Genomic DNA, 26772 nt, shown 5'->3' with positions numbered 1-26772 from the left:
AATATTATAGTGATAGTGCTGCAGTTAAAATCGATGTCTTATAAACATCCTCTTCATTACATCCACGTGAAAGATCAGAAATAGGCTTATTCAAACCTTGTAAAATAGGTCCAATAGCTTCGAATCCACCAAATCTTTGAGCGATCTTATAGCCAATATTACCTGATTGAAGATCTGGAAATACAAATACATTGGCATTACCAGCAACCTTAGAATCTGGAGCCTTTTGAGCACCGACACTAGGTACAAATGCAGCGTCAAATTGTAATTCTCCATCCACTGGAAGACTTGGATCAAGCTCTTTAGCTAATTTAGTGGCCTCAACTACCTTATCGACCATTTCTCCTTTAGCACTACCCTTTGTAGAGAAACTAAGCATAGCAACTTTTGGATCAATATCAAAGAGTTTTGCACTTTTAGCTGTTTGTACCGCTATTTCAGCCAATCCATTTGCATCGGGATCAATATTAATAGCACAATCAGCAAACATATAACGTTGGTCACCCTTTTGCAAAATAAATGAACCACTTACACTCTTATTACCTGGAGCTGTTTTAACAATTTGAAGTGCTGGACGAACAGTGTCACCAGTTGAATGTACTGCACCAGAAACCATACCGTCAGCTTTATCCATATAAACAAGCATAGTACCAAAATAATTGTTATTTTTTAACATAGTCAAAGCTTGTTCTTTAGTATTTTTTCCTTTACGACGTTCAACGAATGAATCTACCATTTCATCAAATTCTGAATAAGTTTCTGGATCAATAATTTGAAGACCATCAATATTCCATGAATTATCACTAGCAACTTTAGAAATATCATCTTTATTTCCTAGTAGAATTGGTTTAAGAATATTCTCTTTTTGAAGACGAATCGCAGCACCAAGAATTCTTGGTTCATTACCTTCTGGTAGTACTATCGTTAGATTCTTACCATCAATTTTGTTCTTAAGACTATCAAATAAATCCATTATTTCTCCTCCATTTCATCGACAACTTCAGGTAATTGCCAATTGATTACCCTTTCATTATAAGATAAAAGCGCTTTATTTGTGCGAGAAAATGGTTTTGATCCAAAAAAACCACGATATGCGGACAATGGACTGGGGTGCGGCGATGATATTATTGTATTTTTAGTTTGATCTATCAGAGGGATTTTCCCCTTAGCAGCTCCTCCCCACAAAATAAATACGACCTTACCACGTTTCGACAATGCCTTAATTGCATAATCGGTCAACTCTTCCCATCCCTTACCTTTATGAGAATATGCTTGGCCTCTTCTAACCGTCAAAACAGAATTCAATAGCAATACACCTTGATTTGCCCACGACTTCAAATAGCCATGGTTTACCGGCTTACAACCAACATCATCTTGTAATTCTTTATAAATATTAACCAATGACGGCGGTATTCTTACACCTGGTGCCACTGCAAAACTACACCCAATAGCCTGATTAGGTTCATGATATGGGTCTTGGCCTAAAATAACTACTTTAGTATCCGAAAAAGAAGTCCAAATAAACGCTTGAAAAATTTTGTACATATTTGGATAGATTTGTTTTGTACTATATTCTTCCTTTAAAAAATTATGTAATTCATGATAATAGGGCTTATTGAACTCTGGTTCTAATATATCTTCCCAATCATTTTTGATTAATGTTTTCAAATTTACACCTACTGTCTTTGTTATTAAAATATGGTAACATTCACTTATAGAATAACGCATTCGGAGGAATTTTATGATTAAATTAATTGCATCAGATATGGACGGAACTTTGTTAAACGATAAAATGAAAGTATCCGAACGTAATATTCAAGCGATAAAAGATGCCCAAGCAAACGGAATTGAATTCCTAATTGCTACTGGGCGTGGTCTAAGTGAGGCTAGACCATTTCTAGATGGACGCGTAAATACTGGATATATCACATTAAATGGTGCAGAGGTTTTTGATGAGGAACAAAACCTTGCATCCAGCAATCCAATTTCTAGAGAATCTGAACATAAGTTAGTGGATCTACTACATAAGTACAATGTATATTTTGAAGTTGTTACTGACAAGGGGATCTTTTCTGACAATAAAGAACTTCGTGTATCTAGTTTAGCTCAATTATTAGTAAGTTTGAATCCAGGAACAACTTATGAACAAGCTTACAATGATACGTTGGAGCGAATCAAAATGACCCCAATGAAATTTGTTGATAATTATGATCACATATTCAGTGATGAATCCTACCATATTATGAAGTTGTTAGCTTTTGATTCTAAAAATGATCGTGAAGTAAAATTACATCCTTTAACTAACGAAATAAATCAATCAATCAAAAACGTTGTTGTTACTTCATCATCACCTAATAATATCGAAGTAAACAGTGTCGATGCACAAAAAGGGATTGCTTTGATGAAGTATGCTAAATTAAGAGGTATCAAACAAAGTGAAATTATGGCGATTGGTGATAATCTAAATGATGAATCAATGATAAGAGAAGCTGGTATTGGAGTTGCCATGGACAATGCCGTATCAGCAATCAAAGAAATAGCTGATGAATTTACTGATAATAATGTTAACGATGGTGTTGCTCAAATTATTCAAAAGGTTATTAAACAAAACGAAACAGCAGGTCAAATGGGATGAAATTCTACATACGTAAAGCAGATTTAATGGTGGGAAATATTCTTGTAGTAACAAATCAGAATAAAGAAACTATTTTTATCGCTTCACGTGATAAGGACAACCCATTATTAATTCAGCTATATAATCGCCTTAATACCAAGATCGGTGAAATCAAAATCAAAAATAATTTCCTAAAAATTTATTCAATAGAAATAAATGAAGAGGAAAAAGCCACTATCAATGCCGTGCCAGTTATCGAAATGAAGTACGTTTTCCTTTCCAAAATAAATTGGAATATTATTGGAAATTTGATAACTTCTGACTATCATGCCTTACAAAGTGGAAAAGAAGTTATGAAAGTACAACCAACTGTCATGAACCAAGGACAACCTGGACTTGAGATCAATGTAAACGACATGGACAATGGACCAATTGGAATTCTCATCGCAATATTCTTAGATAAGTACGTTAGAATCCCAAGTATGAAACATGAACCTGAACTTAACATTGGCTTGAAATCTAAATTATCTTATTTCAACTTTAAAAATAGAGATTGTAAAAAGACTGACAGGTTCTAAGTGAAAAATATGGAGTTGTTTTTCTACTCAAACTTGCAGTGAAAATGCGTGCCAAAACACAATTTTCTCAATATAAGCCTAAAAGACCAGTATTTACGCATGTAAATACTGGTCTTTTAGGCTTATAAACGAAAACTGAACGTGTTTTGTCACGCTCTAATATTTTTTATTTAAACATAATTTTACAAATCTAATTGCATATGATCATACAAATGATCACCAATATATAATTGACCAACTTTTTTAAATCCTAATTTATCATATAGATGTTTAGCTGGTTCATTTTTAACGTCAACGTTCAAACTCATAGTCTTCTCACCACGACCACGTACGATAGTAATGAGTTCTTCAAGTGACTTAGTACCAACACCTTTACCCTGCATATCTTCTGCAACGGCAAAGGAATCCAGATACCATTCGCCTGGCCAAGCTTCTTTATCAGTAAAAATACTTTGTTTAATACCATACTTGTGCAAAATTTTCATTAGTGGATCATCAATGCTATCTTCTTGTTCCTCAGGATATCCGACAGCAATCGTCGCCACTTTACCGTTGATCTCATCGACTAAAATATGATCTAGTCCATAACGATACTGTGGTAACTCGAATCCTTCACGTATAACCTGTGCCATTTTGTCATTACCGATCTCTTTAAAAATATCTAACTCCATCTCGTCAAATATTTGAAAAAGGGTTGGTAATATCTGATCAGCATCTTCTTCTTTTGCATTTCTAAACATACTTTCACCTCAAGTTTTATCATACAGTACTACATATACTTAGGACACGAAAAAGGGACATTCCCATTGAAATATCCCACTTTTCAATTACCTATAGTTTTTAAGTGTTCTTTGTATCTCACGTTCTTGATCACGACGTTTTAGCGTCTCTCGTTTATCATATTGTCTTTTACCTTCAGCAACTCCGATTAGGACTTTAGCAAAACCATTCTTTAAATATACTTTCAATGGTATTACTGTTATACCCTTTTCTTGTACTGTTGAAGATATTTTTCTAATTTCTTTTTTGTGCAACAACAATTTACGATTACGTAATGGATCATGATTGAATTGATTCCCTTGATCATAAATAGCAATATTTACATTCTCAAGCCACAATTCCCCACTTCTAGCTTGCACGAATCCATCACGAATATTAATCTTACTTGCCCGTACGGACTTAATCTCAGTCCCTGTTAAAGCAATCCCCGCCTCATAGGTATCTAAAATATTATAGTCATGACGAGCTTTACGGTTGTTAGCTACTTCATTAGCAGCCTTTACGTGATGTTTCTTCATATATCATCACCGACTTTCGTATTTACTGCGTCTTTTGTTACTCCCATTATTATTTGAATGACCATGATTGTTGCTATGACCATTACCATTTGAACGACCACCGTTATTACTGTGACGATGATCACTTCTACTGTGACTTGCACGGCGCTTGGCGAATTCTGCTTCACGCTTCTTAACTTGTTCAGCTTCTTCTGGAGTTAGAACTCTTTCAAAGTCAATTTGTCTATGTTCAACATCAGCACGCATTAGTTTAACTTGAATTGGTTGACCAACTTTAAAGGTCTTTCCAGTTCCTCTACCATGCATCGACATACTCTTTTCATCGAATTCATAATAATCATCTTTCATATTAGAAATATGAATTAATCCTTCGATAGTATTATCCAATTGAATAAACATACCAAAACTTGTTACTGAACTAACGACAGCGTCAAAGGTCTCACCGACTTGATCAGCCATGTATTCTGTCTTCTTAAGATCATCAACAGCACGTTCAGCGTCAATAGACTTTCTTTCACGACCAGAAGTATGATCACCGATCTCCTTAAGCTTTCCGCCCCATTTGGCCTTTTCATCATCAGTAAAGCCATTTTCAGCATAGCTATGAATCATACGATGAACGGTCAAGTCAGGATAACGACGAATTGGTGATGTGAAATGAGTATAGTACTTGGCAGCAAGACCAAAGTGACCCAGTGGCTCATCAGAATATCTAGCTTGTTGCATACTTCTAAGCAACATAATAGTAACGACTGCTTCTTCAGGTGTACCAGTAACTTGTGCTAAAACACCTTGGAACATTTTGGGACTGATATCTTTCAAATTACCATGTACATCTACACCCATAGCTGCAACAAATTCGAAGAAACGCTTAACCTTTTCATCATCTGGCTTTTCATGGACACGATAAAGGAATGGAACATGTTTCAAATTATAGTTTTTAGCAACTGTTTCATTAGCTGCCAACATAAATGATTCAATCATACGTTCAGATATACCACGGTCACGCAATTGAATATCAACTGGCTTACCGTTTTCATCCACAATGATCTTAGCTTCTGTTTCTTCAAAGTCAATAGCACCACGACTATGTCTCATCTTCAATAAAATATCATGAAGTTCTGACATGTCTTTTAACATTGGAACTAATGGTTTGTATTCCTCACATAACTCAACATCGCCATCCAATATCTTATTAACGTTGTTATATGTCATACGATATTTAGATTGGATAACACTTGGATAAATGTCATACTTTTCAACTTGTCCAGTTTGGTCAATAACCATATCACAAGTTAGAGCTAATCTATCTTCACCAGGGTTCAGTGAACATATACCATTTGACAATCTGAATGGAAGCATAGGAATAACACGGTCAACTAAATATGTACTTGTTCCACGTTCATAAGCTTCTTTATCCAAAGCAGATCCTTCAGTTACATAGTGAGTAACATCAGCGATATGTACTTCAAGGTGGAATTTACCATCAGCCATTTTTTCAACACCGACAGCATCATCAAAGTCTTTTGAATCATCCCCATCAATAGTAATGACCATATTATCTGTTAAATCATGACGACCAACTCGATCACTCTCTAAAACGTGATCAGGAATCTCTTCTGCTTCTTCAAGAACTTCTTTGGGGAATTCTGGATTAATATCATTATCAATAACGATCGACATAATATCAACACCAGGATCATTCTTATTACCAATTACTTCTAGAGCAGTACCTTCCATACTTTGTGGATGATCATCGCTTGGATATTCATCAATGGATACTTGAACCATATCTCCCATTTGTGGGTGTAATCCCTTGTTAGAAATAAAAACCATGTATGAAGCTAATTTCTTCTCATGACTCTTAATATATCCATAATTACCAGACTTCTCCACTTGTGCATCACTGTATGGATGAAATTCTCCAACAATTCTAGACAATGAACGCTCGACGATTTTAACAATCTCGCCTTCTGGACCCTTATCAATCCATGGATTAGATGGCTTAATAAATTTAACTTCTACTGTATCTCCGTTAACAGCATGAAGTGTATTATCCCTAGAGATAAAGGCATCTGGTTCTACTTCATCATATTTAACAAATCCAAATCCCTTGTCATTACCCTTAAAAGTACCCTCAAGGACCTTATCAGGTTGAGCCATTTTGAACTCATCTGTATTTGTGAGAGTGATTTTCCCCTCACCTTCAAGAACTGCAATAGCTTTAACAACACGTTTAAACGCTGAAGCTCCATGCATTCTCAATGAATCTTCAATTTGTTCAGAAGTATATCTATGTTCTGGATTATTTCTGAAAAATTCAAGTATATCCGCAATTAATTTATTTTCTTTATCAGGCATTTCTATCCTCAATATTTTCTAAAAAGTTTAACACATCGCCCTCTAATTCTTTATGAGCACGATTAATCGTCAAGACATGACCAGCATCATATTGATGAAAGTCTCTTGTCCCAACTATACTAGCCACTTTTTCAGCAGCTTTTGGATCTACCATTTTATCTCTCGTACCTTGGCCAATAAAATATGGCTTTTTAATTTCAGCTAAATTATCACTTACACTATTCGTAGTTCTTCGAATATTAACAAGCATGGCGTCAATCTTGGAATCAATTATCCTTAAATCAGCATACTTATCAGTTTCACTTACTTCTTTTATTTCATAGACTTTTTTAGAATATGTCATAAAAGCATCCCTAATATTTGAAAAATCATTCGACAATATAGGAGAACCAAAAACTCCACCGGCTTTTATCTCCGGAATCTCTTCAACAGCCTTGGTAGCAAAAATTGCCCCTAGTGAAAGACCAAATATATATATATCGTTTTTACCATGGTTCTTCAAAAATTGAACCGATTCATTAACTTGTTTCCACCACTCATCTGGACCACCAGAATCCAAAATATCTATTGGATTGTTCGTTCCATGTCCCTTAAACATTGGCGCATAAGCAGAATAATTATTACGTTCAAGCATCCTACCCATTAATCTTTGATCATTTGATGTACCTGAAAATGAATGCAATAATATTACGGCTTTATCTCCAGCATTAAAGAAAAATGGTTTTGGCATCAAAATTTTCAAAAAAACACTCCTTATAACAAAAAACCTCCCAAGCAACTTTTAGTAGCTTCAGGAGGGTAACTTGCTTAGTGTGATGATAAGTATACTAGTATTAATGAACAAATAAAAAATAGCACTAGCAAAACATAGGTAACCTTTACCATGAAAGCTTCAAAACCACGCTTCTTCTGGTTGCTGAACAAGTCTCCACCGCCACCTGATAAGGCGTTCAATGCATCTTGTTGTTTTGTAGGCTGCATTAATACAGCAATAATTATCAAAATGGAAACAATAATAAGTATAGTTTCAATAACGTTATACACCCGTAAAACCTCCGTTCATGGTGTTGAAAGCTGAAATCACTCCTAAAACAATAACACAAAATAAGTCAAAATTCTAGTCCATACCATTAATCAAACGATTTATTCTATCTCTCATTTTAACTCGCTTAGCGGCATTAACCATCATTACTATCCTATCGCCGGCTTTAATAACAGTATCACCTTTGGGAATGATCTGAGACTCTCCACGATAAATCGCAATAATTAAAATATCCTTTGGAAATGGAATGTCCCTGATATATTTACCATCAATTGAGCTACCTTCAAAAATCGGCATCTCTAGTCGATCATTCAACTTACTTACACGATTCAAATAATCAGAATCAATATTCAAACGTTCCTTCAAAGACTCATAGATCGGTGCTCCATTTAATATATCAACCACTACATAGGCCACTAAAGACAACACTGCTAGTGGCATAAGATGACTTAGTGATCCAACCATTTCAGTGACTAGGATAATCGCTGTGAAAGGCGCTTTACCAATACAAGCAAAATATCCCGCCATGGAAAATATTATCAAGTCACTTTCAAATCCCAATGGTAATAATCCCATGTTGTGCATAAATACAGCGTATATAGCGCCAATAATTGCACCTAAGTTCAAGATTGGAAGGAAGATACCACCAGGTAAACCTGAACCGTAAGAAATCATTGAATAGATAAATCTTAGTACTAACAATCCTATCAAAAACCACAAACTAGTTCCCCAGCTGTTCAAACTTGTGATGATACTATTTCCACCACCAATAAACTGAGGGAACATCATACCTATGGGCAATATCAATAAAATAGGAATCAATCCTTGTAAATAACGAGGAATTCTTGTTTTTGCATACCATGATGGCATAATCAATAGAACCTTTTGATATAAACGTCCCATTAATCCCAAAACAATCCCTAATAAAATCAAGTGCCAATATAATCCGATTGGTAAACTTTGCTTATGAGTAATATCCAAAACTGGCGTTAAACCAAATACATATAGTGCAATGAAATTTGCACTAACAGCACTAGCCAGTGAGGTCACCCAAACTAATGGAGAAAAGTTATGATAAATCTCCTCCAACACAAACATTGCTCCCGCAATTGGAGCGTTAAAAGCAGCAGCTAGTCCACCGGCTGCACCACTAGCAATCAATACTCTACGGAACACACCAGTCTCTTTTGTTACTTCACTAAACCCCTGACCAATAGCTGAACCTAATTGTATTGAGGGACCTTCACGTCCAAGAAATAAACCTGGACCAATACTTAAAATTCCCCCAACAAACTTAGTCCAAAGAATCGACCACCAACTCATTTCCATCTCTCCAGCTAATTGAGCTTCAACTTGAGGAATACCAGATCCTGAAATGTTTGGTTCTTTTTTCAGTAAACCAGCAACTATTAATCCAACTGCAACTAACAGTACAAATAATGCCAAAACAATGATTATGTTCTTCCTAGCAGCAACATATGCTCCTTGAAAGATAGTTAACAACTGGCCTATCGACCAACGAAACACACTAACAACCACACCAGTGAGAGCCCCAACTGCTACTCCCTCAAGCGTGAGTTTCAATTTATCGTTATCTGCAACGATTACTTTCATACACTTCACCCCGTTAGTTTAAGTATACAACAATTTCCACATATAAAAAAAAGTAGCCACTCAGGCTACTATATTTTTGAAACTTTGTATACCGATGGTGAAGGTTTACTGAAACCTGCTTCAAGTAATTCTATATCAGTTATCACTTGACTGTCAGTAACCAACTTTGGTGCTCCATTAACTAACGTGTCATAAACAGAATCATAGTACAAACCATAATCACCAGTTGGTGTCTTGATTTGTTTCTTGATCCAATCTCCATTGGAATTCTTATACTTAGCTATTCCATAATACATTGGACTATCTTCACCAAAATTTGGAGTTCCAGGCATGATACCTGCTTTTAGGTCATTTTCTTGTTGATCAGCTCCGTATTTTATAAATGAACCATTAGTCCCATGAACAATGAATCTTGGGTATTCACTGGCAATATCATATCCGACCTTAATCTTGGCCTTCATTTGATTGCCATAATGTAAATCTACATCAAAATAATTGTCCACAGCATCAACAACATCAGTATTCCGAATGTCATAAGCAACAGTATTTGGCCGGCCAAACAAAGCTACCAAACGGTCCATCAAATGAATCCCTAATCCATAAAATGATCCTTGTTCTTTAGTCCCTTTTCCAGTCACACTACCTGGTCGATAATAGTCAATGTGAGACTCGACCTCGACAATATCACCAAGAAATCCTTGATCAACAACTTGTTTAGTAACCAAGAAATCACCATCGAAACGACGATTTTGGTATGGCATTACTAACACATGTTTTTCTTTACCAAGCTGTAATAATTCCTTAGCATGATCAACCGTATCAACAAATGGCTTCTCCACAATGACTGACTTACCTGCATTAATTACCTGTTTGGCAAGCTCATAATGTGTACTTGCTGGTGTACAAATAACTACTAAGTCAATTTCACTATTTTGCAAAATATCATCGATATTAGTTGTGAACTTAGTTCCCTTTTCTCGATATGGCTTAGCTAAATCTTCATTAGGACCCTTTCTCGTATATACCATCTTTATTTCAAAGTTATTTCGTATATTTAAATATGGTAAATGATAGCGATTGGCTGATTTACCGAATCCAATAAAAGCAACTTTCAAAGACATTTCTTCTCCTCCAATACTAGTGAAGTATTAATACCTTCACTTTACCAAACCCTTATTGAAAAAGACAGTCAGCAAGCATTAAATACTGTCATATAATTCCCATTTTATCGTTCCAGTATATGTTCCGCCCTTCTCACTACTACTAGTCCTTAAAAGAATCCCTTCATCATCATTCCAATTGCCTATAATATCAGTCACTTCATCGCCGTCATTTTGATCCGTATAACTAGCAATCATAACTGGATTGTTAACTATCGAAGTAACCGAGTTTCCATCAGTATATATCAATCCACCTTGTAAAGTATCTGACCCATTAGTCATAGTAGTTGACGATGCAATAACTTTCCATTGTGATCCAGCATTCCTGGCATCGTTGACTGACAAGCTCCAATCATCATTTCTACCGATAACTCCAGCTTCTCCAATATAATGAATTGGATTAAACGATACACTGTCTGACACATCTTTAAAGCTCAAATACCCAGCCACAGTGATAGTTGCCGATACAACATTGGACTTTGTCCCGACTTCATCCGTTATATAAATATCCAGATCGTTGTCACCTGGTTTTAATATCCCTGCTGGAATATTGATCTTAAAAATCCCGGTTTCTTCATTATCGTCCATCTGTACCGTATCCAAAACTTCACCATTTAATTCTGTATTAACCGTAAATCTAGAGTTAGTAATGTCTGCATCTCCACCGGCGTATAAAATAACACCCGTCAGATTAGCATCTTCTCCTGATTGGACGGTTTGTTTTGAACCACTCAAAAGTGCAATCGTAATACTTTTATCCGATTGAATCGTGAAACTTGGCGTATTCACATGGGTAATAAAGTTAGTAGATGAAAAAGTAGATGTCTCCTCACCTATCTCAGTATCACGATTAACTGCAATTGCATTACCAGTGAATTCAATAGTTGCACTCTGATTTGTGTCTGAAAGAGTCTCCGCTAGCGTATATTGGACTTCATTTTCAGTCATCCCTTCAATCGAGAACGTCTCAGACGCTCCATCAGCATAAGTGATAGTTGCCGTATCATCATAGATTATATTCTCAATATCATTACTAGTATCATCTGGATCAGGCGCAATACCAGGCAACTTGATCTTGGCTACGATATCTTTCCAATCTCTTCTACCATTTTCGTAATCAAGATTGTACGAAACCTCTAGTTCATCCTTGGAAATAATTGAATCACCATCAGCAATTTCTCTATCTTGTGTCACATCATAAATTGACGGCGTTACCGTGGCATTAACTAAGTCTGGAATTGACTCAAATATAACTAAGTTATTCTCATACTTACTACCTGTTGCACCAGTAAACCCCCAGCGAACTTGTCCATTAGTAGAAGCGAATACATCAGTATCAATTGTAAAGCTATTCATCAAGGCATCAGGATTATCCGATCCATCCGGATTGATGTCATCAAAGTTATAAGTCATCACCTTAGTCGTTGAATCCCAGTTCATCGTCAGATGATGCCATGTCCCATTAGCCAAATCTACATTAGGGATCAGGCCACCATGGTTCATATAGTTAATATATTTCTTTATTAACCCGGTAAAATCATAATTCTTAGTAGCGGTATAGTAACTGGCTGCATCACCAGGATAATTGGCCGCAATATGTTGTCCTGCATCAGAAATCTGAACATCAAAAGCACTTGCACTACCAGCTGCTGCATAATTATCACTATCATTAATATAAGTATCAAATTCAAGTGCCCAACTATTTTGAATGGCAGTCGTCGCAAATTTCTCAGTATCCTTCAAACTACCATCCTGATCAGCTGCCCAAACTCCCAATGTTTCACCACCAGCCGGAGTTTTTGTGGTCTGACCGATAATATTCTTAGAAGTAAATGTTGATATGGCACCCGTTCCATTGTCATCATTTTGTAGAACAAAAGCCATTCCATCACCGGGATTCTTGGTCCCACCAAAATACATCCACATGGACATTGTTTGGTCCTTATTCAAATCAAAATAGTTACTATCAGTGGACCAGATTGCACCCAATTGATTCTTGGCATACGTCAATCTAACTGCATCTGTATCTGTAACTTGAGAATTATTAACCTCAATAACAGTCGAAACATTATCCTTGAAAGTTCCCGGAACAAAGATATCTTCTAAATCCAACCCTTGTGGAGCACTACTTATCGCGGCATCATAGTCATCATCAGTAGCACTTGCTGCCTTGCTATCTATCGTGGACAAACCAGTTACGATTGCAAAGAAACTAAATATAATCAAATTTACATATAAAATAATTCTTTTATTTACTTGTAATCTCATAGTGATTTCTCCTGTGCGATCAAAATAGAGTAAATTATTATTAATAATTTAAATTAAATATATTATAACTGATGTACAAGATATTATAATTCAAATTATGAAATATCATTTTATACAATTTGAAATAAAAAAAGACAACCCTAAAGGATTGTCTCAATTTAAAATATGAATTACTTGTTTAAGTTGTAGAAACTGTGAATACCCTTGTATTCTGCTTGTTCGCCAAGTTGATCTTCGATTCTCATCAATTGGTTATACTTAGCAATACGATCTGTACGGCTCATTGAACCAGTCTTAATTTGACCAGCATTTGTAGCAACAACAAGATCAGCAATTGTTGTATCTTCTGTTTCACCTGAACGGTGAGAAACAACAGCAGTGAATCCAGCTTCTTTAGCCATTTCGATAGCTTCAAATGTTTCTGTAAGTGTACCGATTTGGTTAAGCTTGATAAGGATTGAGTTTGATACTCCCATATCAATACCCTTCTTCAAGTAGTCTGTATTTGTAACGAACAAGTCATCACCAACAAGTTGTACTTTCTTACCAAGAGCCTTTGTAACTTTTTGCCAATCTTCCCAGTTGTTTTCGTCAAGTGGGTCTTCGATTGTAATAACTGGGTACTTTTCAACGATTCCGTCAAGCAAGTCGATAAATTCGTCAGTTGTTAAGCTGGCACCATTTTCGCCTTCACCCTTAAGATCGTACTTACCAGTTTCTGTGTTGTAGAATTCTGATGAGGCACAGTCAAAACCAATAGCAACATCGTCGCCAGGCTTGTAACCAGCTTTTTCAATAGCTTCAACCAAGATCTTGAATGGTGCTTCGTTGTTTTCAAGGTCAGGAGCAAATCCACCTTCATCACCAACAGCAGTATTCAAACCACGATCTTTAAGAATTGATTTAAGTGCTTGGAAAGTTTCTGAACCCATACGTACGGCTTCATGAACTGACTTTGCACCAACAGGTACAATCATGAATTCTTGGAAGTCAACGTTGTTATCAGCATGCTTACCACCATTGATAACGTTCATCATTGGTGTTGGAAGTACGTGAGCATTAGGACCACCAAGGTATTCGTACAATGGAAGACCTAATTCATCAGCAGCAGCACGTGCAGCAGCTAGTGATACACCTAAGATAGCATTGGCACCAAGGTTACCTTTGTTTTCTGTACCATCAAGGTCGATCATTGCTTGGTCGATTCCTCTTTGATCAGTAACGTCCATACCAACAATCTTTTTAGCAATCTTGTCGTTAACGTTAGCAACTGCTTTAAGAACACCCTTGCCACCAAAACGTGACTTGTCGCCATCACGCAATTCAACAGCTTCGTGTTCACCAGTTGAAGCACCTGATGGAACAATTCCACGGCCAAAGCCGCCTAATTCAGTATATAGTTCAACTTCAACAGTTGGGTTACCACGTGAATCAAGAACTTCACGACCTAAAATATCAGTAATTACAGACATATTTTAAAAATCTCCTTTATGATTTTATTACAAGTTAATTTTAACCTTTTTAACTATTAAAATAAATATATAACACAAAGTTATTATTTATTGAAATTAGCTAAAGCGATAAATGATTCTGGCTCCATTGATGCTCCACCAACAAGTCCACCATCAATATCTTCTTTAGACATTAATTCTTTAACGTTAGCAGGTTTAACTGAACCACCGTAAAGAATACGTACTTTATCAGCAGTGTCAGCATCGTATAAGCTAGCAATCTTTTCACGGATTACGTGAACCATTTCTTGTGCTTGATCTGAAGTAGCTGTTTTACCAGTACCGATGGCCCAGATTGGTTCGTAAGCGATAACTGATTTTGCTAAGTCAGAAGCTGAAACACCCTTAACGGCTGCTTCGATTTGACCTGTTACCCATGATTCAGCTTTTCCGGCTTCACGTTGTTCTAGTGTTTCACCACAGCAGATGATAGGTAGCATGTTGTTTTTTAAGATAGCATGTGCTTTCTTATTGATATCTTCGTCAGTTTCACCGAAGTATTGACGTCTTTCTGAGTGACCAATGATTACATAATCAATGCCCATTTCATCAAGAGCCTTAGGTGAAGTTTCACCAGTAAATGCACCAGATTCTTCAAAGTATGAGTTTTCAGCAGCAGTCTTTAATGGTGTACCTTCTGCTCCTGCAACAAGTGTTGTAAGATCAATGGCTGGGGCACCAATAATAGTTTCTACGCCTGATTCTGGTAATTTACCTTTGATACCGTCTAAAAATTCTTGGGTTTCTTTAGGATTTTTGTTCATCTTCCAGTTACCCGCAATAATAGGTGTACGCATAAATTTAAACTCTCCTTAAATTATTTGTCAGAAATTGAGTCAATTCCTGGTAATACTTTACCTTCTAGATATTCTAGTGAGGCACCACCACCAGTTGAGATGTGTGTTAATTTATCAGCAATACCAAGGCTCTTAGCAGCAGCAGTTGAATCACCACCACCAACAATAGTAATAGCATCTGATAAGTTACCCATAGCACGTCCAACTTCTAGTGTACCTTCAGCAAACTTGCTCATTTCGAATGCACCCATTGGTCCATTCCATACAACAGTCTTGGCACCTTTTAGAGTGTCTTGGAATAACTTAACTGTCTTAGGTCCGATATCAAGAGCCATTTCGTCATCAGGAATATCAACACCATCAGTAGTTGTTGCTTCAGCATCGTTTGAGAATTCTTTAGCAATAATGTGATCTACAGGAAGTACAATCTTGTCGCCAGCTTTTTGAAGGAGGTCCTTAGCTAGTTCAACTTTATCTGCTTCGAATAGTGACTTACCAATCTTGTGACCTTGAGCGGCCAAGAATGTATATGCCATACCACCACCGATAATAATGTGATCTGATTTTGGAATTAGATGTTCAATAACACCGATCTTATCTGAAACCTTTGCACCACCAAGAATTGTAACAAATGGGTGTACAGGATTATCAACAGCGTTACCTAAGAATTTGATTTCTTTTTCCATCAAATATCCAGCAGCAACTGGTTTGCCAGCAGCTTTCATAGCTGTTGAGATACCAACGTTTGAGGCATGGCTTCTGTGAGCTGTACCAAAAGCATCGTTGATAAATACGTCACCAAGTGATGCCCAGTATTCACCAAGTTTTGGATCATTCTTACTTTCACGTTTACCAAAGTCGTTGTCGATATCTTGGAAACGAGTGTTTTCCATAAGAAGAATTTCGCCATCTTTTAATTCGTTGATAGCATCTTCAAGTTCTTTACCTTCGTTAGTTGGTACGAACTTAACAGACATACCACTTAACTCTTGAAGTTTAGCAGCAACTGGCTTCAATGATAAAGCTAACTTGTCTGCATCACTCTTAATTCTACCCAAGTGAGATAGCAAGATAACCTTTCCGCCATTTTCTGATACATATTTGATTGTTGGGATAGCACCAACGATACGGTTTGTATCGCCGACAACGCCATCTTTAATAGGAACGTTGAAATCTACACGCATTAAGACTTTTTTGCCTTTTACGTCAACGTCAGAAACAATAAGTTTAGTCATTGTAAATAAATCCTCCAATATTTTCCTTAAAAAAAAGCGGAAGGAGTTTCCTCCCTCCGCCAATTTAAATCATACTAAATTAGGTTTTATCTTAAATTAGTTACTAGTTAAACTAATGAATTAGTTTAATGTAGCAAATTTTTCAAGTGTACGAACCATTTGTGCAGTAAATCCTGATTCGTTGTCATACCAAGCAACAGTCTTTACAACTTGGCCGGCACCTGAACCAACAACTTGTGTTTGTGTTGGGTCAAATACTGAACCAAATGATGTTCCGATAATGTCTGATGATACGATTTCGTCATCGTTGTAACCGAATGAAGGGTTATTGTCAGTATATTTCTTAACGGCAGCATTTACTTCGTCAACTGTAACTTCTTTGTTGAAAGTAGCAACTAATTCTGTAAGTGAACCTGTGATAACTGGTACACGTTGTGCATGTCCATCAAGTTTACCCTTAAGTTCTGGGACAACAAGGCCAAGAGCCTTAGCAGCACCAGTTGAATGAGGGATGATGTTAGCAGCAGCAGCACGTGCAGCACGAACATTACCTTTACGTTCTGGACCATCTTGAAGTTTTTGTGTAGCTGTGTATGCGTGAACTGTTGTCATTGTACCAGCTTTGATACCGAATTCTTTGTTTACGGCATTAGCTAATGGTGCAAGACAGTTTGTTGTACATGAACCAGCTGAAGCGATCTTAACGTCATTTGTAAGAACATCGTCGTTAACACCATAAACAACTGTAGGCATGTCACCTGATGGAGCTGAGATCAATACACGTTTTGCACCAGCATCGATATGAGCTTGTGCTTTTTCTGTTGATGTGTAGAATCCAGTACATTCAAGAACGATGTCAACACCGTCGTTGCCAACCCATTTAAGGTCTGCAGCGTTCATTTCAGCATATACAGGAATAGTCTTACCGTCAACGACGATTGAGTTTTCTGTAGCACTGATCTTGTCAGCCTTGAAGTTACCATGAGCTGTATCATACTTCAATAAATGTGCAAGCATAGCAGGTGATGTCAAATCGTTGATTGCAACAACTTCCAATTCAGTCTTGCCTTGTGCTTGAAGATCAGCAATGCGACGGAATGCCAAACGACCGATACGTCCAAATCCATTAATACCAACTTTTGTAGTCATACAAAAATTCCTCCTTCAGGAAATTAAAAAATATATTTTTAAGGGTTAGCCCTTAAAATCAGTTTTGAGGCACCTTCATCAGTAATGAGTACTGTATGAGCAGGTGCGTTTTTCATATATGATTGAATTGCGTTGGCCTTATTTGACCCACCAGCAACCGCAATCACATACTTAATTCTATCAAGGTCCCGGACATGAAGTCCAATCCTAGGTACCTTATATACAAGTCTACCACTTTGATCGAAGAAATCTCCAAAAGCTTCAGAAACAGCACCTTTTTCTACGATGTCCATCTTTTCTTCTCGTGACAAGTTTCTACGATCAGCCATGATACTTGCTGAACCGATGCTGTGAACAACAACATCACTCCTATATATTAAATCAAGTACCGACTTAATTGAAGTCTCTTTTTGAAGAGATTCAAAACTTTCTTCACTAATATCTTCTGGAAGATACATAGCCCGGTACTGACCCTTAGTTCTATCCGCCATTTCAGCGCAGACATTATTCGCTTGAATTTCAACCGATTCTCCCACTCCACCTCTAGCAGGTAGGAAAATTAATTTTCTATTCTTGGATAAGTCTGGTGAAAAGTTTCTTGCAACTCTTGCCATCGTTCTTCCACCGGTTACCGATATTAACGCTTCACCAGTTGGAAGAATTGATCCAAGTAATTGACTCAATCGTCTACCAAATGAATCAATCACACGTGCTTGCTTATCGGAATTACCCGGTAAAACTATACAACGAGAGATTCCTAACTTCTGACTAAGTTGTTTCTCTAAAAGAGCAACTCCTTGGTAATCAGCTAGCATTTTTCCCAGATGATCTGTTACATGTCTACCATTTCTAGTAAGAGACATCCCTGACTTAGAGGAAATAATCAAACCTTGTTTCCTAAGTAAATCAGTCTCTGTTCGAAGGCTTCGTTCTGTAACGTTCAAATCATCAGCAAGAGTTCTGCGTCCCACAGGTTCCATTAATAGTATGTTCTGAAGAATCATAAATCGCTTTTCCACAGTTTTAATGAAGTCTGGGGCAATTAAATCAAGCAATTCTAAATCTTCATTATTAGTCATTTGATATACTCCATGGGACATGTGTCGTCCCTGTATGTCTGTTTACGACCCATATACTCAAAAAATAATAGCTCAGTCGAACCATTAATCTCCTAAGCACACTGATTATTATAACTGGTCCTGTGATTATTTCAAGTAATATCACCTAAAAACATCTATCTTTGTGAATTTTTTTTTGCAATTTACATTTACTATACACTTGCGATAGAATTGTAAGCGTAATTGCGCCGCTAGTGTAATGGATCGCACATAGGATTCCGGTTCCTGGGATGTGGGTTCGATTCCCACGTGGCGCATTTTTTTATCTAAAATTTTATTGGAGGCAGTCTTATGAACATCTCTAAGTTTAAGAATAGCGATAAACTTTCTTCAAATGAAAGACAAGTTCTACAATTCTTACTAGATAATAATAACACTGTGCTGGACTTAGGCGTCCGTGGAGTCGCCAAAGCAAACTACACTTCTACCTCAACTGTGATGAGATTAGCACAAAAATTGGGATATTCCGGATTTGTTGAAATGCACTATCGAATTGCGGAATATATTATGAAAGACACACCTATAAAACAACCATCTACTGACATCAATAGTATAGTGGTGGACACTACTGAAGTTTCATTTAAAAAATTTGCCAAATTAATTTCTGAACAAGAGGAAAAATTTATCTATATATATGCTACTGGGTTCTCTTCAACAGTGGCCGAATATTTTTATAAAAAGCTATTGATTCTAGGTAAAAAATGTTTAATATCTACCGGTGGTGATTCCATTGGAGTATTTGAAAACAATTTAAATAACATTGGATTACTGATCGTAATCTCTAAATCTGGCGAAACAAAACAAGTTTTAGATAAGGTCAAAATGGCACAGGACGAGGATATTAAAGTTATTAGTATCACTGGTAATAAAGAAAGCTCAATTAACTATATTTCAAATCTTCCTATAACATGCAAAGATGACTACCCTTTGGATGACTATAATCAATTTTCAAATGACTTTTTCCCCAATATATTATTACTATTCGAACATATCATAGGCCTCTATGAACGGCTTTGATAAATAAAGAGCTTGTGACAAAACTCCATAAAAAATAAGACCAGAACTTGGAAATCCGAAGATTTCCTGTTCTGGTCCTTTTGTTTTTTAAAGAAAAAGCCATTCTTTTGGCTAGTTTTCCCATATTCATTGCCATTAAGGCTAATCCCATTTGGCTTTTGACTTTATCAGTTCCACGAACCGTGAACCTGGTAAAATGCAAATAAGCCTTAAGGTGTCCAAAAACCGGTTCTACATCGATTTTTCGTTGGGCATATATTTTTGCCCCAACTTTACCATAAAGCTTCTCTCGTTCATGTGCTTTGAAATATTCCCATTCAGAATTAATATAAATATATCTGACACCTCCACTTTTATTAAATGCCGCATCAATTATTTCTTGATTCTCATCTTTTGATTCGGCTTTATAACAACGAAACTGTCTTTTAAATTTATATTTATCGGTTCTAATAGTAACTCTTAGAAAGTTGAATCTAACACCGTTGGGATCAATGTAATAATCATCGATATCATGGTAGTCCCAGTTTAGAACTTTCTTTTCATCTGATTTCCATTTACGACTATTTTCCTTGAGCATCGTACCGTAAGGAATCAAGGAAGTTTGGTCTAGTAATTCATCTTCAATATATCTGTAGTTAGATTCTGAACCATATCCTGCATCAGCCACTATGAAACGTCCTAAAACTCGGTGGGTCTCCAGAGTTTTGAGGAATGGAATCAAGGTACGAGTATCGGTTGGATTCCAGAACAGATCATAATCCAAGGTAAATTGATTACTAGTGGCAATCTGTAGGTTATATCCAGGTTTCAGTTGTCCGTTTTGCATTGGGTCTTCTTTGACTCGCATGAATGTAGCGTCATGGTCAGTTTTTGAAAAGCTATTACGTTCACCAAAAATCTTCATATCTTCTGAATATTTATCATGCTTCTCACTGATATGTTTTGTCTTGTTTAACTTGGATTTCATTATTCTCCGCACCCGCTTCGCAGGGTTAGGAGAGATTTTCTTGGTTTCTTCTACTTTTAAATCCAATTGTTCAATTCGTTCTTCTAACTTAGCAATAGTCAAATCTAAATTATCATAGTCCATGGGTAATGATTCTGAAAAGGCAGTGGTTTCAACTTCTTTTATTTCATTTAGAATGACTTCAGCTTTTTCGCGGTTTAAATCATCATAATGAATGATTTTCTTCTTCCAGACAAACGAATATTTATTGGCATTCGCCAAAATCTTGGTCCCATCAATAAATACACAATCGTCAATCAAGTTATGTTCAACTAAAAAGCTACGCATAGATTCAAAACTTGATTGAATCATCTCCATAGCTTCGTCGGAAACTATAAAGCGTGCAATTGTGCGATATGAAGGAACGTGTTCTTGAGTCAACCAACGTGCATAGATATTCTCGCGAGCTTCTCGCTCAATTTGGCGACAAGTGTAGCGACCTCTAAGATATGAAAATAGTACTAATTTTAGGACGGCCCGCAAATCATATTCACGCGGACGTCCTGTCTCATAACTATCGTGAAACTCAATAGATTCCACTAATTCATTGATATAATACGCTTCGTGATCTTTCTCTGGAATAAATTCGATTGCCATATTTAAACTTGTCTGATTTATGTTATAATTATTGAACATAATTTGGAACATCCTTTCGAGGGTGATTTCGTGGAGTATCGGTGTTCGGACCGGTGCTCTTTTTTTATTATTCTTTTATTATACAAGAAGAGCCTTCATACGGAAACCGAACGTTTCTGTATGAAGGCTCTTTTAATGTAGAGTTATGTCACAAGCTCTTTATTTTCTACGAAACAAGTTTTATTGTTCAGTAACCTGTTTCCAAACTTTATAAAAGCGTTTTCATGGAGCTTGTTTTTGTATATACTCACTTATGAACTCAAGTAAAGGAGATGTTACTTATTATGAAAGAAAAAGTTATGAATGGGCTACAACATTTTTCAAAAGCAATGTTTATTCCCGTTCTTATACTTCCAATAGCTGGTATCTTAATTGCAATTGGAAATATTTTTACAAACGTAAAACTTTTAGAGGCAGTTCCATTTCTAAACAATCCTATAACAACTGGATTTGGAGCTATTCTGTCAGGATCCTTAGTTTCAATTTTAACTAATCTTGGAATAATCTTCTGTGTTGGATTAGCAGTTGGATTGGCTAAGAAAAAGAAAGCTGAAGCTGGCTTCACGGCACTACTAGCTTTTCTAGTATTTATTAATGCAATGAATAAATTTATGGATTTGAACAATCTATTGAACACATCTAAAGATTTACAAGGAACTGGTCAAACAATGGTTCTTGGTGTTCAAATTTTAGATATGGGCGTTTTCCTAGGAATCATTTTAGGAATCATTGTCGGTATCGTTCACAATCGATTTGTTGACACAGAATTCAAAAGTGCCTTTCAAATATATGGTGGGTCAAGATTTGTTTTTATCGTTATTATTCCAGTAACTGTAATTCTAGCAATTGCTCTAACATATGTTTGGCCATTCATTCAATCTGGTATTTCAGGCATGGGTGGTTTTATTAGACAGTCTGGTAATTTTGGATTGTTCTTATATGGTTCACTAGAAAGATTACTCATTCCAACCGGACTACATCATTTGATTTATACTCCATTTTTATATACATCACTTGGTGGAACAGAAACTATTGCCGGACATGTATATGAAGGCGCTAGGAATATTTATTACGCTGAAATGGCAGATCCCTCAATTCATCTCCTATCACGTTCCGTTATATGGGATGCCAGAGGAATTTCTAAAATGTTTGGATTAATTGGCGCATGCTTGGCCATGTACCAAACTGCAAAACCAGAAAACAAAATGAAAGTTAAGGCCATCTTAATTCCGGCAGTAGTAACCTCATTTTTAGCTGGTGTTACAGAACCAATTGAATTTTCATTTATGTTTCTTGCCCCATTACTCTTTGTTGTGCACGCAGCATTGTCAGGATTGAGTATGGTGGTACTAAACCTACTGAACGTCAGAGCAATTGGACCAAATGGATTCTTAGATTTTCTTCTATACAATGTACCTTTAGGAGTATCAAAAACACATTGGCCAATGTACATAGTGGTAGGTATAGTATTCTTCTTTATTTACTATATTACATTTAGAGTCCTGATAACTGCCTTCAATCTTAAAACGGTTGGACGCGAAGATGATACTAAGGATGTTAAATTATATTCTAAAAAAGACTACAAAGAAAAAGATAATAGTTCTGAAAAGAAAACTCTACCAAAAGCAAATGAAGGTATACCAGCCAGCTTAATTATTGAAGCCTTGGGTGGTGAAGAAAATATTGAAAGTGTCACAAATTGTTATACAAGACTAAGAACCGTTTTGAAAGACCCTTCCTTGGTTGATGAAGCAACTCTAAAAAATGATACCGGAGCAAGCGGTTTGATAATTAAGGGAAAAAACGTACATGTAGTTTATGGTCTAACAGTCACTGCAGTCAGAAAAGCTGTTGACGAAGCACTTGGAATCTCAGATATGGATGCAGAAATAGAATAAAGGGAGAAATTTAATCATGAAAAAACATTCAATTTTAATCGCAGGTGGCGGAAGTACTTTTACTCCAGGAATTGTAATGATGTTACTAGATAATATGGATCGTTTCCCAATTGATTCATTGAAACTTTATGATAATGATGAGGAAAGACAGGCTAAGCTTGGAAGAGCACTAAAAATTGTTCTAACTGAAAAAGCTCCACAAATTGAATTCGAATATACGACTGATCCTGAAAAAGCATTCACTAATGTTGACTTTGTCTTTGCTCATATTAGATCAGGTAAATACCGTATGAGAGAATTAGATGAAAAAATACCATTGGCACACAACGTTGTTGGGCAAGAAACATGTGGTCCTGGTGGAATTGCTTATGGTATGAGAAGTATCGGTGATATTGTTGAATTAATTGATTTTATGGAAAAATATTCTCCTAATGCATGGATGTTGAATTACTCTAATCCAGCAGCGATAGTTGCCGAAGCATGTCGTGTACTTCGACCAAATTCAAAAATCCTTAATATTTGTGATATGCCAGTTGGTACACTTAGACGAATGTCACAAATTGTTGGATTAACACCTGAAGACCTAGAAGTTAAATATTTTGGCCTGAATCATTTTGGTTGGTGGACAAGCGTAAAAGATCACAAAGGACACGAATACCTTCCAGAAATTAGAGATTATGTAGCTGAACATGGTTATTTAACAAAAGTTGAAGTTGATACTCAACATATGGACGCCAGTTGGCAAGCGACACACAAAAAAGCTAAAGACCTATTGGCCATTGATCCAAGATTCTTACCTAACACTTATTTAAAATATTATCTATATCCAGACTATGTAGTTGAAGAGTCAGATCCTAATTATACTAGAGCAAATGAAGTTATGGACGGACGAGAAAAAAATGTATTCTCCGCTGCCAAACGTATAGTTGATGCCGGAACCTCATCGGTTGGTGAATTTAATATTGACAGTCACGCATCTTTCATCGTTGATTTGGCACGTGCCATAGCATTCAATACCCATGAACGTATGCTTCTAATTGTCCCTAACAATGGAGCAATTTCGAATTTTGATGATGATGCCATGGTTGAAGTTCCTTGCATTGTCGGTAATGATGGCCCTGAACCACTAGCTCAAGGAAATATTCCAATGTTCCAACGTGGAATGATGTACGAACAAGTAACAGTAGAAAAACTTGCCGTTCAAGCATGGATTGAACATGACTATCAAAAGCTTTGGCAAGCCTTGTCCCTTTCAAAGACTGTTCCAAGTGCACAAGTGGCAAAAGAATTACTTGATGACTTAGTTGAAGCAAACAAAGAATTTTGGCCAGAACTAAAGCGCCCCGACAAAAAATACGGACTTATTTCTGAAGTCGGTGAAGAAGAACCAGTTTAAGGAGAATCCATAATGATAAAACTATTTAAATCCTCAAAAAAAATAGCAATAAAAGCCCCTGTTTCTGGTAAAATAATTCCTTTAGAAAGCGTTAGTGATGAGGTATTCGCTCAAAAAATGATGGGTGATGGAATTGCAATAATTCCTAACGATGGTCAAATAGTTAGTCCTGTAGACGGAACCATTGGGATGATTGCAGATACCAAGCATGCACTAGGAATCACAACAAAAAATGGTTTGGAAGTAATCCTTCATCTAGGAATTGATACCGTTGAACTCAATGGCTCCCCATTTAAAATGGAAGTAACAAATGGAGCAATTGTAAAAGCTGGACAACCTATAGCTTCTATGGATATAGAACAAATCCAAGAAGCAAAAAAAGATCCCGTGGTTATGACATTATTTACTAATTCCTCAGAAAAAATCAAAGAATTTAATCCCAAATCAGGTAATACAAATATTTCAGAAGACGTTGCAGATATAATTTTAAATTAGAATAATGAGCATTCCAAATCTGGGATGCTTTTTTTGTAATATTTATATTTCAATATAAAACAAAAAAGTTTCTATCATTTTTTTGACAGAAACTTTTTTGATTAAATTCCACCAGCAATCAAATTCCAAATATTCTCAAAGCGTTCCTCATAATCTGGCAAATTCCATGTTTCCGCAAAACTCGGGATTATAAATACTGAGAATACTGACATAATGGCTTCAGCAGTTTTATAGTCGTTATCTTCATACCCCATTATATTATTAATAGTTGCATAAGAACTCTCAAGGACTTCTCTCAAAACTATCGGCCTATTATCGATATATTGTGTATTCAAAATAAACATTCTTTTATTAATGTTATAAACATTCTTCTTTGCATTAATAAACTGCCATATCCAATTCTTAAGTATCAATTTTGGTTCTTTATATTCCATATGTACTTCTATTTTATTAAAGATTTCAGTGTCAAACCAATGTATCAATACAGCTGTCCACAACTCATCTTTATTTTTAAAATGCTTATACAGTGCTGCATGAGTGATATTTAATTCTTTACCTATATCGTACAGTGTTACGTCTGAATTATTTTTTAAAAGTTCCTCTGCTGTTTCAATTATCTTCTCATTAGTTATTTTATTCATTCGTAATCTCTCTTTGAATTTGATTTATTAAATCAATTCTATCACAAAACAGCTTTGGTTACTTTTATTGACTTTTGTAACTAAATGAATTATAGTTACCTCACTTAGAAAATAAATTCATTGAAAAAGAGGATAACTATGAAGCTTAATAACAATACTATTTTAGTAACTGGTGGAACATCTGGGATCGGTTTATCATTCGCGTTAAGGCTAATGAATATGAATAACAACGTAATAATCGTTGGAAGATCTCAAAAGAAAATTGATAAATTATTGAATGAGCATCCAAAACTAAGTGGTATAGCTGCCGATATCAGTGACCCTTTGGATGTCCAAATATTGACTGATAAAATAAAAAAGGACTTTCCAGACCTCAACATAGTCCTAAACTCAGCAGGGATCATGCGTCAATATGATTTATTCGACGAAAATCTACCTATAACTGAATTAACAGCTGAAATCCAAACAAACTTGAATGGAACAATATACATTACAAAGTCATTACTACCTATTTTAAGGAAGCAAAATGAATCAATGATAGTCAATATCAGCTCGCTACTTTCACTATTACCAGTTTCTGACTCACCTATTTATTCAGCTACAAAAGCAGGTATACATATGTATACCGTTGCTTTAAGAGAACAAGTCCGTTTTAGCGGTGCAAATATTCACATAGTCGAACTTCTTCCACCATTAGTGACCGAAACTAATCTAACGACCCAATATGACAATGCCGTTCTAACCAAAATAATAAGTTCTCCACTATCAAAATTGGTAGATGCTGGTATTAAAGGAATGGAGAAAAACAAGCCACAAATTGACGTTGGATTCACAAAGTTATTACGTCAACTAATGAAAGTTACACCCAATCTAATCACACATACTTGGGGGAAACAAACATTGACAGCCTTCCTAAATAAATAAATGTAACCAAAAAT

Annotated in this window: 24 protein-coding genes and 1 tRNA gene; 8 read left to right on the top strand and 17 right to left on the bottom strand. The window is 36.1% G+C overall.

The window, feature by feature from the left end; all coding sequences use genetic code 11:
- Window positions 1–4: 4 nt before the first annotated feature.
- Window positions 5–973 (bottom strand): phosphate acetyltransferase, encoded by a 969-nt coding sequence (gene pta, locus BTM29_RS07260; RefSeq protein ID WP_076615459.1) that lies wholly within the window; start codon window positions 971–973, stop codon window positions 5–7.
- Entirely contained in the window at window positions 973–1668 is a 696-nt protein-coding gene (locus BTM29_RS07255) for a uracil-DNA glycosylase (RefSeq protein ID WP_076615456.1), read from the bottom strand. The genes pta and BTM29_RS07255 overlap by 1 nt, the downstream gene beginning before the upstream one ends.
- Window positions 1669–1741: 73 nt before the next feature.
- Here BTM29_RS07255 and BTM29_RS07250 point away from each other — a divergent pair, with 73 nt between their 5' ends.
- Together BTM29_RS07250 and BTM29_RS07245 are read left to right on the top strand one after the other, a co-directional pair.
- Window positions 1742–2635 (top strand): Cof-type HAD-IIB family hydrolase, encoded by an 894-nt coding sequence (locus BTM29_RS07250; RefSeq protein WP_076615453.1) that lies wholly within the window; start codon window positions 1742–1744, stop codon window positions 2633–2635.
- Entirely contained in the window at window positions 2632–3192 is a 561-nt protein-coding gene (locus BTM29_RS07245; protein ID WP_076615450.1) for a hypothetical protein, read from the top strand. The genes BTM29_RS07250 and BTM29_RS07245 overlap by 4 nt, the downstream gene beginning before the upstream one ends.
- 182 nt (window positions 3193–3374) lie before the next feature.
- Here the strand turns inward: BTM29_RS07245 and BTM29_RS07240 are convergent, their stop codons facing one another.
- The 13 genes from BTM29_RS07240 to BTM29_RS07180 form a co-directional block, all read right to left on the bottom strand.
- Window positions 3375–3932, bottom strand: coding sequence for a GNAT family N-acetyltransferase (locus BTM29_RS07240; protein ID WP_076615447.1), 558 nt, complete (start codon window positions 3930–3932; stop codon window positions 3375–3377).
- Window positions 3933–4019: 87 nt separating this feature from the next.
- On the bottom strand, window positions 4020–4490 hold the full coding sequence (gene smpB / locus BTM29_RS07235) for an SsrA-binding protein SmpB (protein ID WP_076615443.1): 471 nt from the start codon (window positions 4488–4490) through the stop codon (window positions 4020–4022).
- Between the two features lie 6 nt (window positions 4491–4496).
- On the bottom strand, window positions 4497–6851 hold the full coding sequence (gene rnr, locus BTM29_RS07230; RefSeq protein ID WP_076615439.1) for a ribonuclease R: 2355 nt from the start codon (window positions 6849–6851) through the stop codon (window positions 4497–4499).
- On the bottom strand, window positions 6844–7593 hold the full coding sequence (locus BTM29_RS07225) for an alpha/beta hydrolase (protein ID WP_083685953.1): 750 nt from the start codon (window positions 7591–7593) through the stop codon (window positions 6844–6846). Before BTM29_RS07225 ends, rnr begins: the two co-directional genes overlap by 8 nt.
- Window positions 7594–7658: 65 nt before the next feature.
- The gene (gene secG, locus BTM29_RS07220) at window positions 7659–7895 is read right to left on the bottom strand and encodes a preprotein translocase subunit SecG (RefSeq protein ID WP_076615435.1); all 237 of its coding nucleotides are present in this window, start codon (window positions 7893–7895) and stop codon (window positions 7659–7661) included.
- Window positions 7896–7968: 73 nt separating this feature from the next.
- The gene (locus tag BTM29_RS07215) at window positions 7969–9507 is read right to left on the bottom strand and encodes a ClC family H(+)/Cl(-) exchange transporter (RefSeq protein WP_076615431.1); all 1539 of its coding nucleotides are present in this window, start codon (window positions 9505–9507) and stop codon (window positions 7969–7971) included.
- 68 nt (window positions 9508–9575) lie between these two features.
- Window positions 9576–10628 (bottom strand): oxidoreductase, encoded by a 1053-nt coding sequence (locus BTM29_RS07210; RefSeq protein ID WP_076615427.1) that lies wholly within the window; start codon window positions 10626–10628, stop codon window positions 9576–9578.
- A gap of 78 nt (window positions 10629–10706) precedes the next feature.
- Entirely contained in the window at window positions 10707–12935 is a 2229-nt protein-coding gene (locus BTM29_RS07205) for a lectin-like domain-containing protein (RefSeq protein WP_076615423.1), read from the bottom strand.
- A gap of 170 nt (window positions 12936–13105) precedes the next feature.
- The gene (eno, locus tag BTM29_RS07200; RefSeq protein ID WP_076615419.1) at window positions 13106–14407 is read right to left on the bottom strand and encodes a phosphopyruvate hydratase; all 1302 of its coding nucleotides are present in this window, start codon (window positions 14405–14407) and stop codon (window positions 13106–13108) included.
- A gap of 83 nt (window positions 14408–14490) precedes the next feature.
- Window positions 14491–15243, bottom strand: coding sequence for a triose-phosphate isomerase (tpiA, locus tag BTM29_RS07195; protein ID WP_076615415.1), 753 nt, complete (start codon window positions 15241–15243; stop codon window positions 14491–14493).
- Between the two features lie 20 nt (window positions 15244–15263).
- The gene (locus BTM29_RS07190) at window positions 15264–16478 is read right to left on the bottom strand and encodes a phosphoglycerate kinase (protein WP_076615412.1); all 1215 of its coding nucleotides are present in this window, start codon (window positions 16476–16478) and stop codon (window positions 15264–15266) included.
- Window positions 16479–16598: 120 nt separating this feature from the next.
- A complete protein-coding gene (gene gap / locus BTM29_RS07185) occupies window positions 16599–17627 on the bottom strand; it encodes a type I glyceraldehyde-3-phosphate dehydrogenase (protein ID WP_076615409.1) in 1029 nt (342 codons plus the stop codon).
- Between the two features lie 38 nt (window positions 17628–17665).
- Window positions 17666–18706, bottom strand: coding sequence for a sugar-binding transcriptional regulator (locus tag BTM29_RS07180; protein ID WP_076615405.1), 1041 nt, complete (start codon window positions 18704–18706; stop codon window positions 17666–17668).
- 224 nt (window positions 18707–18930) lie between these two features.
- Between BTM29_RS07180 and BTM29_RS07175 the strand changes: the two genes are divergently transcribed.
- Window positions 18931–19002, top strand: a tRNA-Arg gene (locus BTM29_RS07175).
- Window positions 19003–19036: 34 nt separating this feature from the next.
- Window positions 19037–19762: a MurR/RpiR family transcriptional regulator gene (locus BTM29_RS07170; protein WP_076615402.1), complete on the top strand. Its 726-nt coding sequence runs from the start codon at window positions 19037–19039 to the stop codon at window positions 19760–19762.
- On the opposite strand, the gene BTM29_RS07165 is transcribed toward BTM29_RS07170, so the two are convergent.
- Window positions 19737–21404, bottom strand: a complete 1668-nt coding sequence (locus tag BTM29_RS07165) for an IS1182 family transposase (RefSeq protein ID WP_076615398.1) — start codon at window positions 21402–21404, stop codon at window positions 19737–19739. The two genes, BTM29_RS07170 and BTM29_RS07165, sit on opposite strands and share 26 nt — an antisense overlap.
- A gap of 284 nt (window positions 21405–21688) precedes the next feature.
- Here BTM29_RS07165 and BTM29_RS07160 point away from each other — a divergent pair, with 284 nt between their 5' ends.
- The 3 genes from BTM29_RS07160 to BTM29_RS07150 are packed head-to-tail and all read left to right on the top strand — an operon-like array spanning window position 21689 to window position 25193.
- Complete coding sequence (locus BTM29_RS07160) at window positions 21689–23302, top strand: PTS transporter subunit EIIC (protein WP_076615394.1); 1614 nt, start codon at window positions 21689–21691, stop codon at window positions 23300–23302.
- A 16-nt stretch (window positions 23303–23318) separates the two neighbouring features.
- Window positions 23319–24698: a 6-phospho-alpha-glucosidase gene (locus tag BTM29_RS07155; RefSeq protein WP_076615389.1), complete on the top strand. Its 1380-nt coding sequence runs from the start codon at window positions 23319–23321 to the stop codon at window positions 24696–24698.
- A gap of 12 nt (window positions 24699–24710) precedes the next feature.
- The gene (locus BTM29_RS07150; protein WP_076615384.1) at window positions 24711–25193 is read left to right on the top strand and encodes a PTS sugar transporter subunit IIA; all 483 of its coding nucleotides are present in this window, start codon (window positions 24711–24713) and stop codon (window positions 25191–25193) included.
- A 101-nt stretch (window positions 25194–25294) separates the two neighbouring features.
- On the opposite strand, the gene BTM29_RS07145 is transcribed toward BTM29_RS07150, so the two are convergent.
- Window positions 25295–25834: a TetR/AcrR family transcriptional regulator gene (locus tag BTM29_RS07145; protein WP_076615380.1), complete on the bottom strand. Its 540-nt coding sequence runs from the start codon at window positions 25832–25834 to the stop codon at window positions 25295–25297.
- A gap of 138 nt (window positions 25835–25972) precedes the next feature.
- Between BTM29_RS07145 and BTM29_RS07140 the strand changes: the two genes are divergently transcribed.
- The gene (locus tag BTM29_RS07140; RefSeq protein ID WP_076615377.1) at window positions 25973–26758 is read left to right on the top strand and encodes an SDR family oxidoreductase; all 786 of its coding nucleotides are present in this window, start codon (window positions 25973–25975) and stop codon (window positions 26756–26758) included.
- The last annotated feature ends 14 nt before the right edge of the window (window positions 26759–26772 follow it).

Origin of the sequence: Companilactobacillus allii (assembly GCF_001971585.1) — a bacterium.
Classification (GTDB): domain Bacteria; phylum Bacillota; class Bacilli; order Lactobacillales; family Lactobacillaceae; genus Companilactobacillus; species Companilactobacillus allii.
The sequence above is the reverse complement of the archived record's forward strand: the minus strand, read 5'-3'. Positions and strand labels throughout refer to the sequence as shown.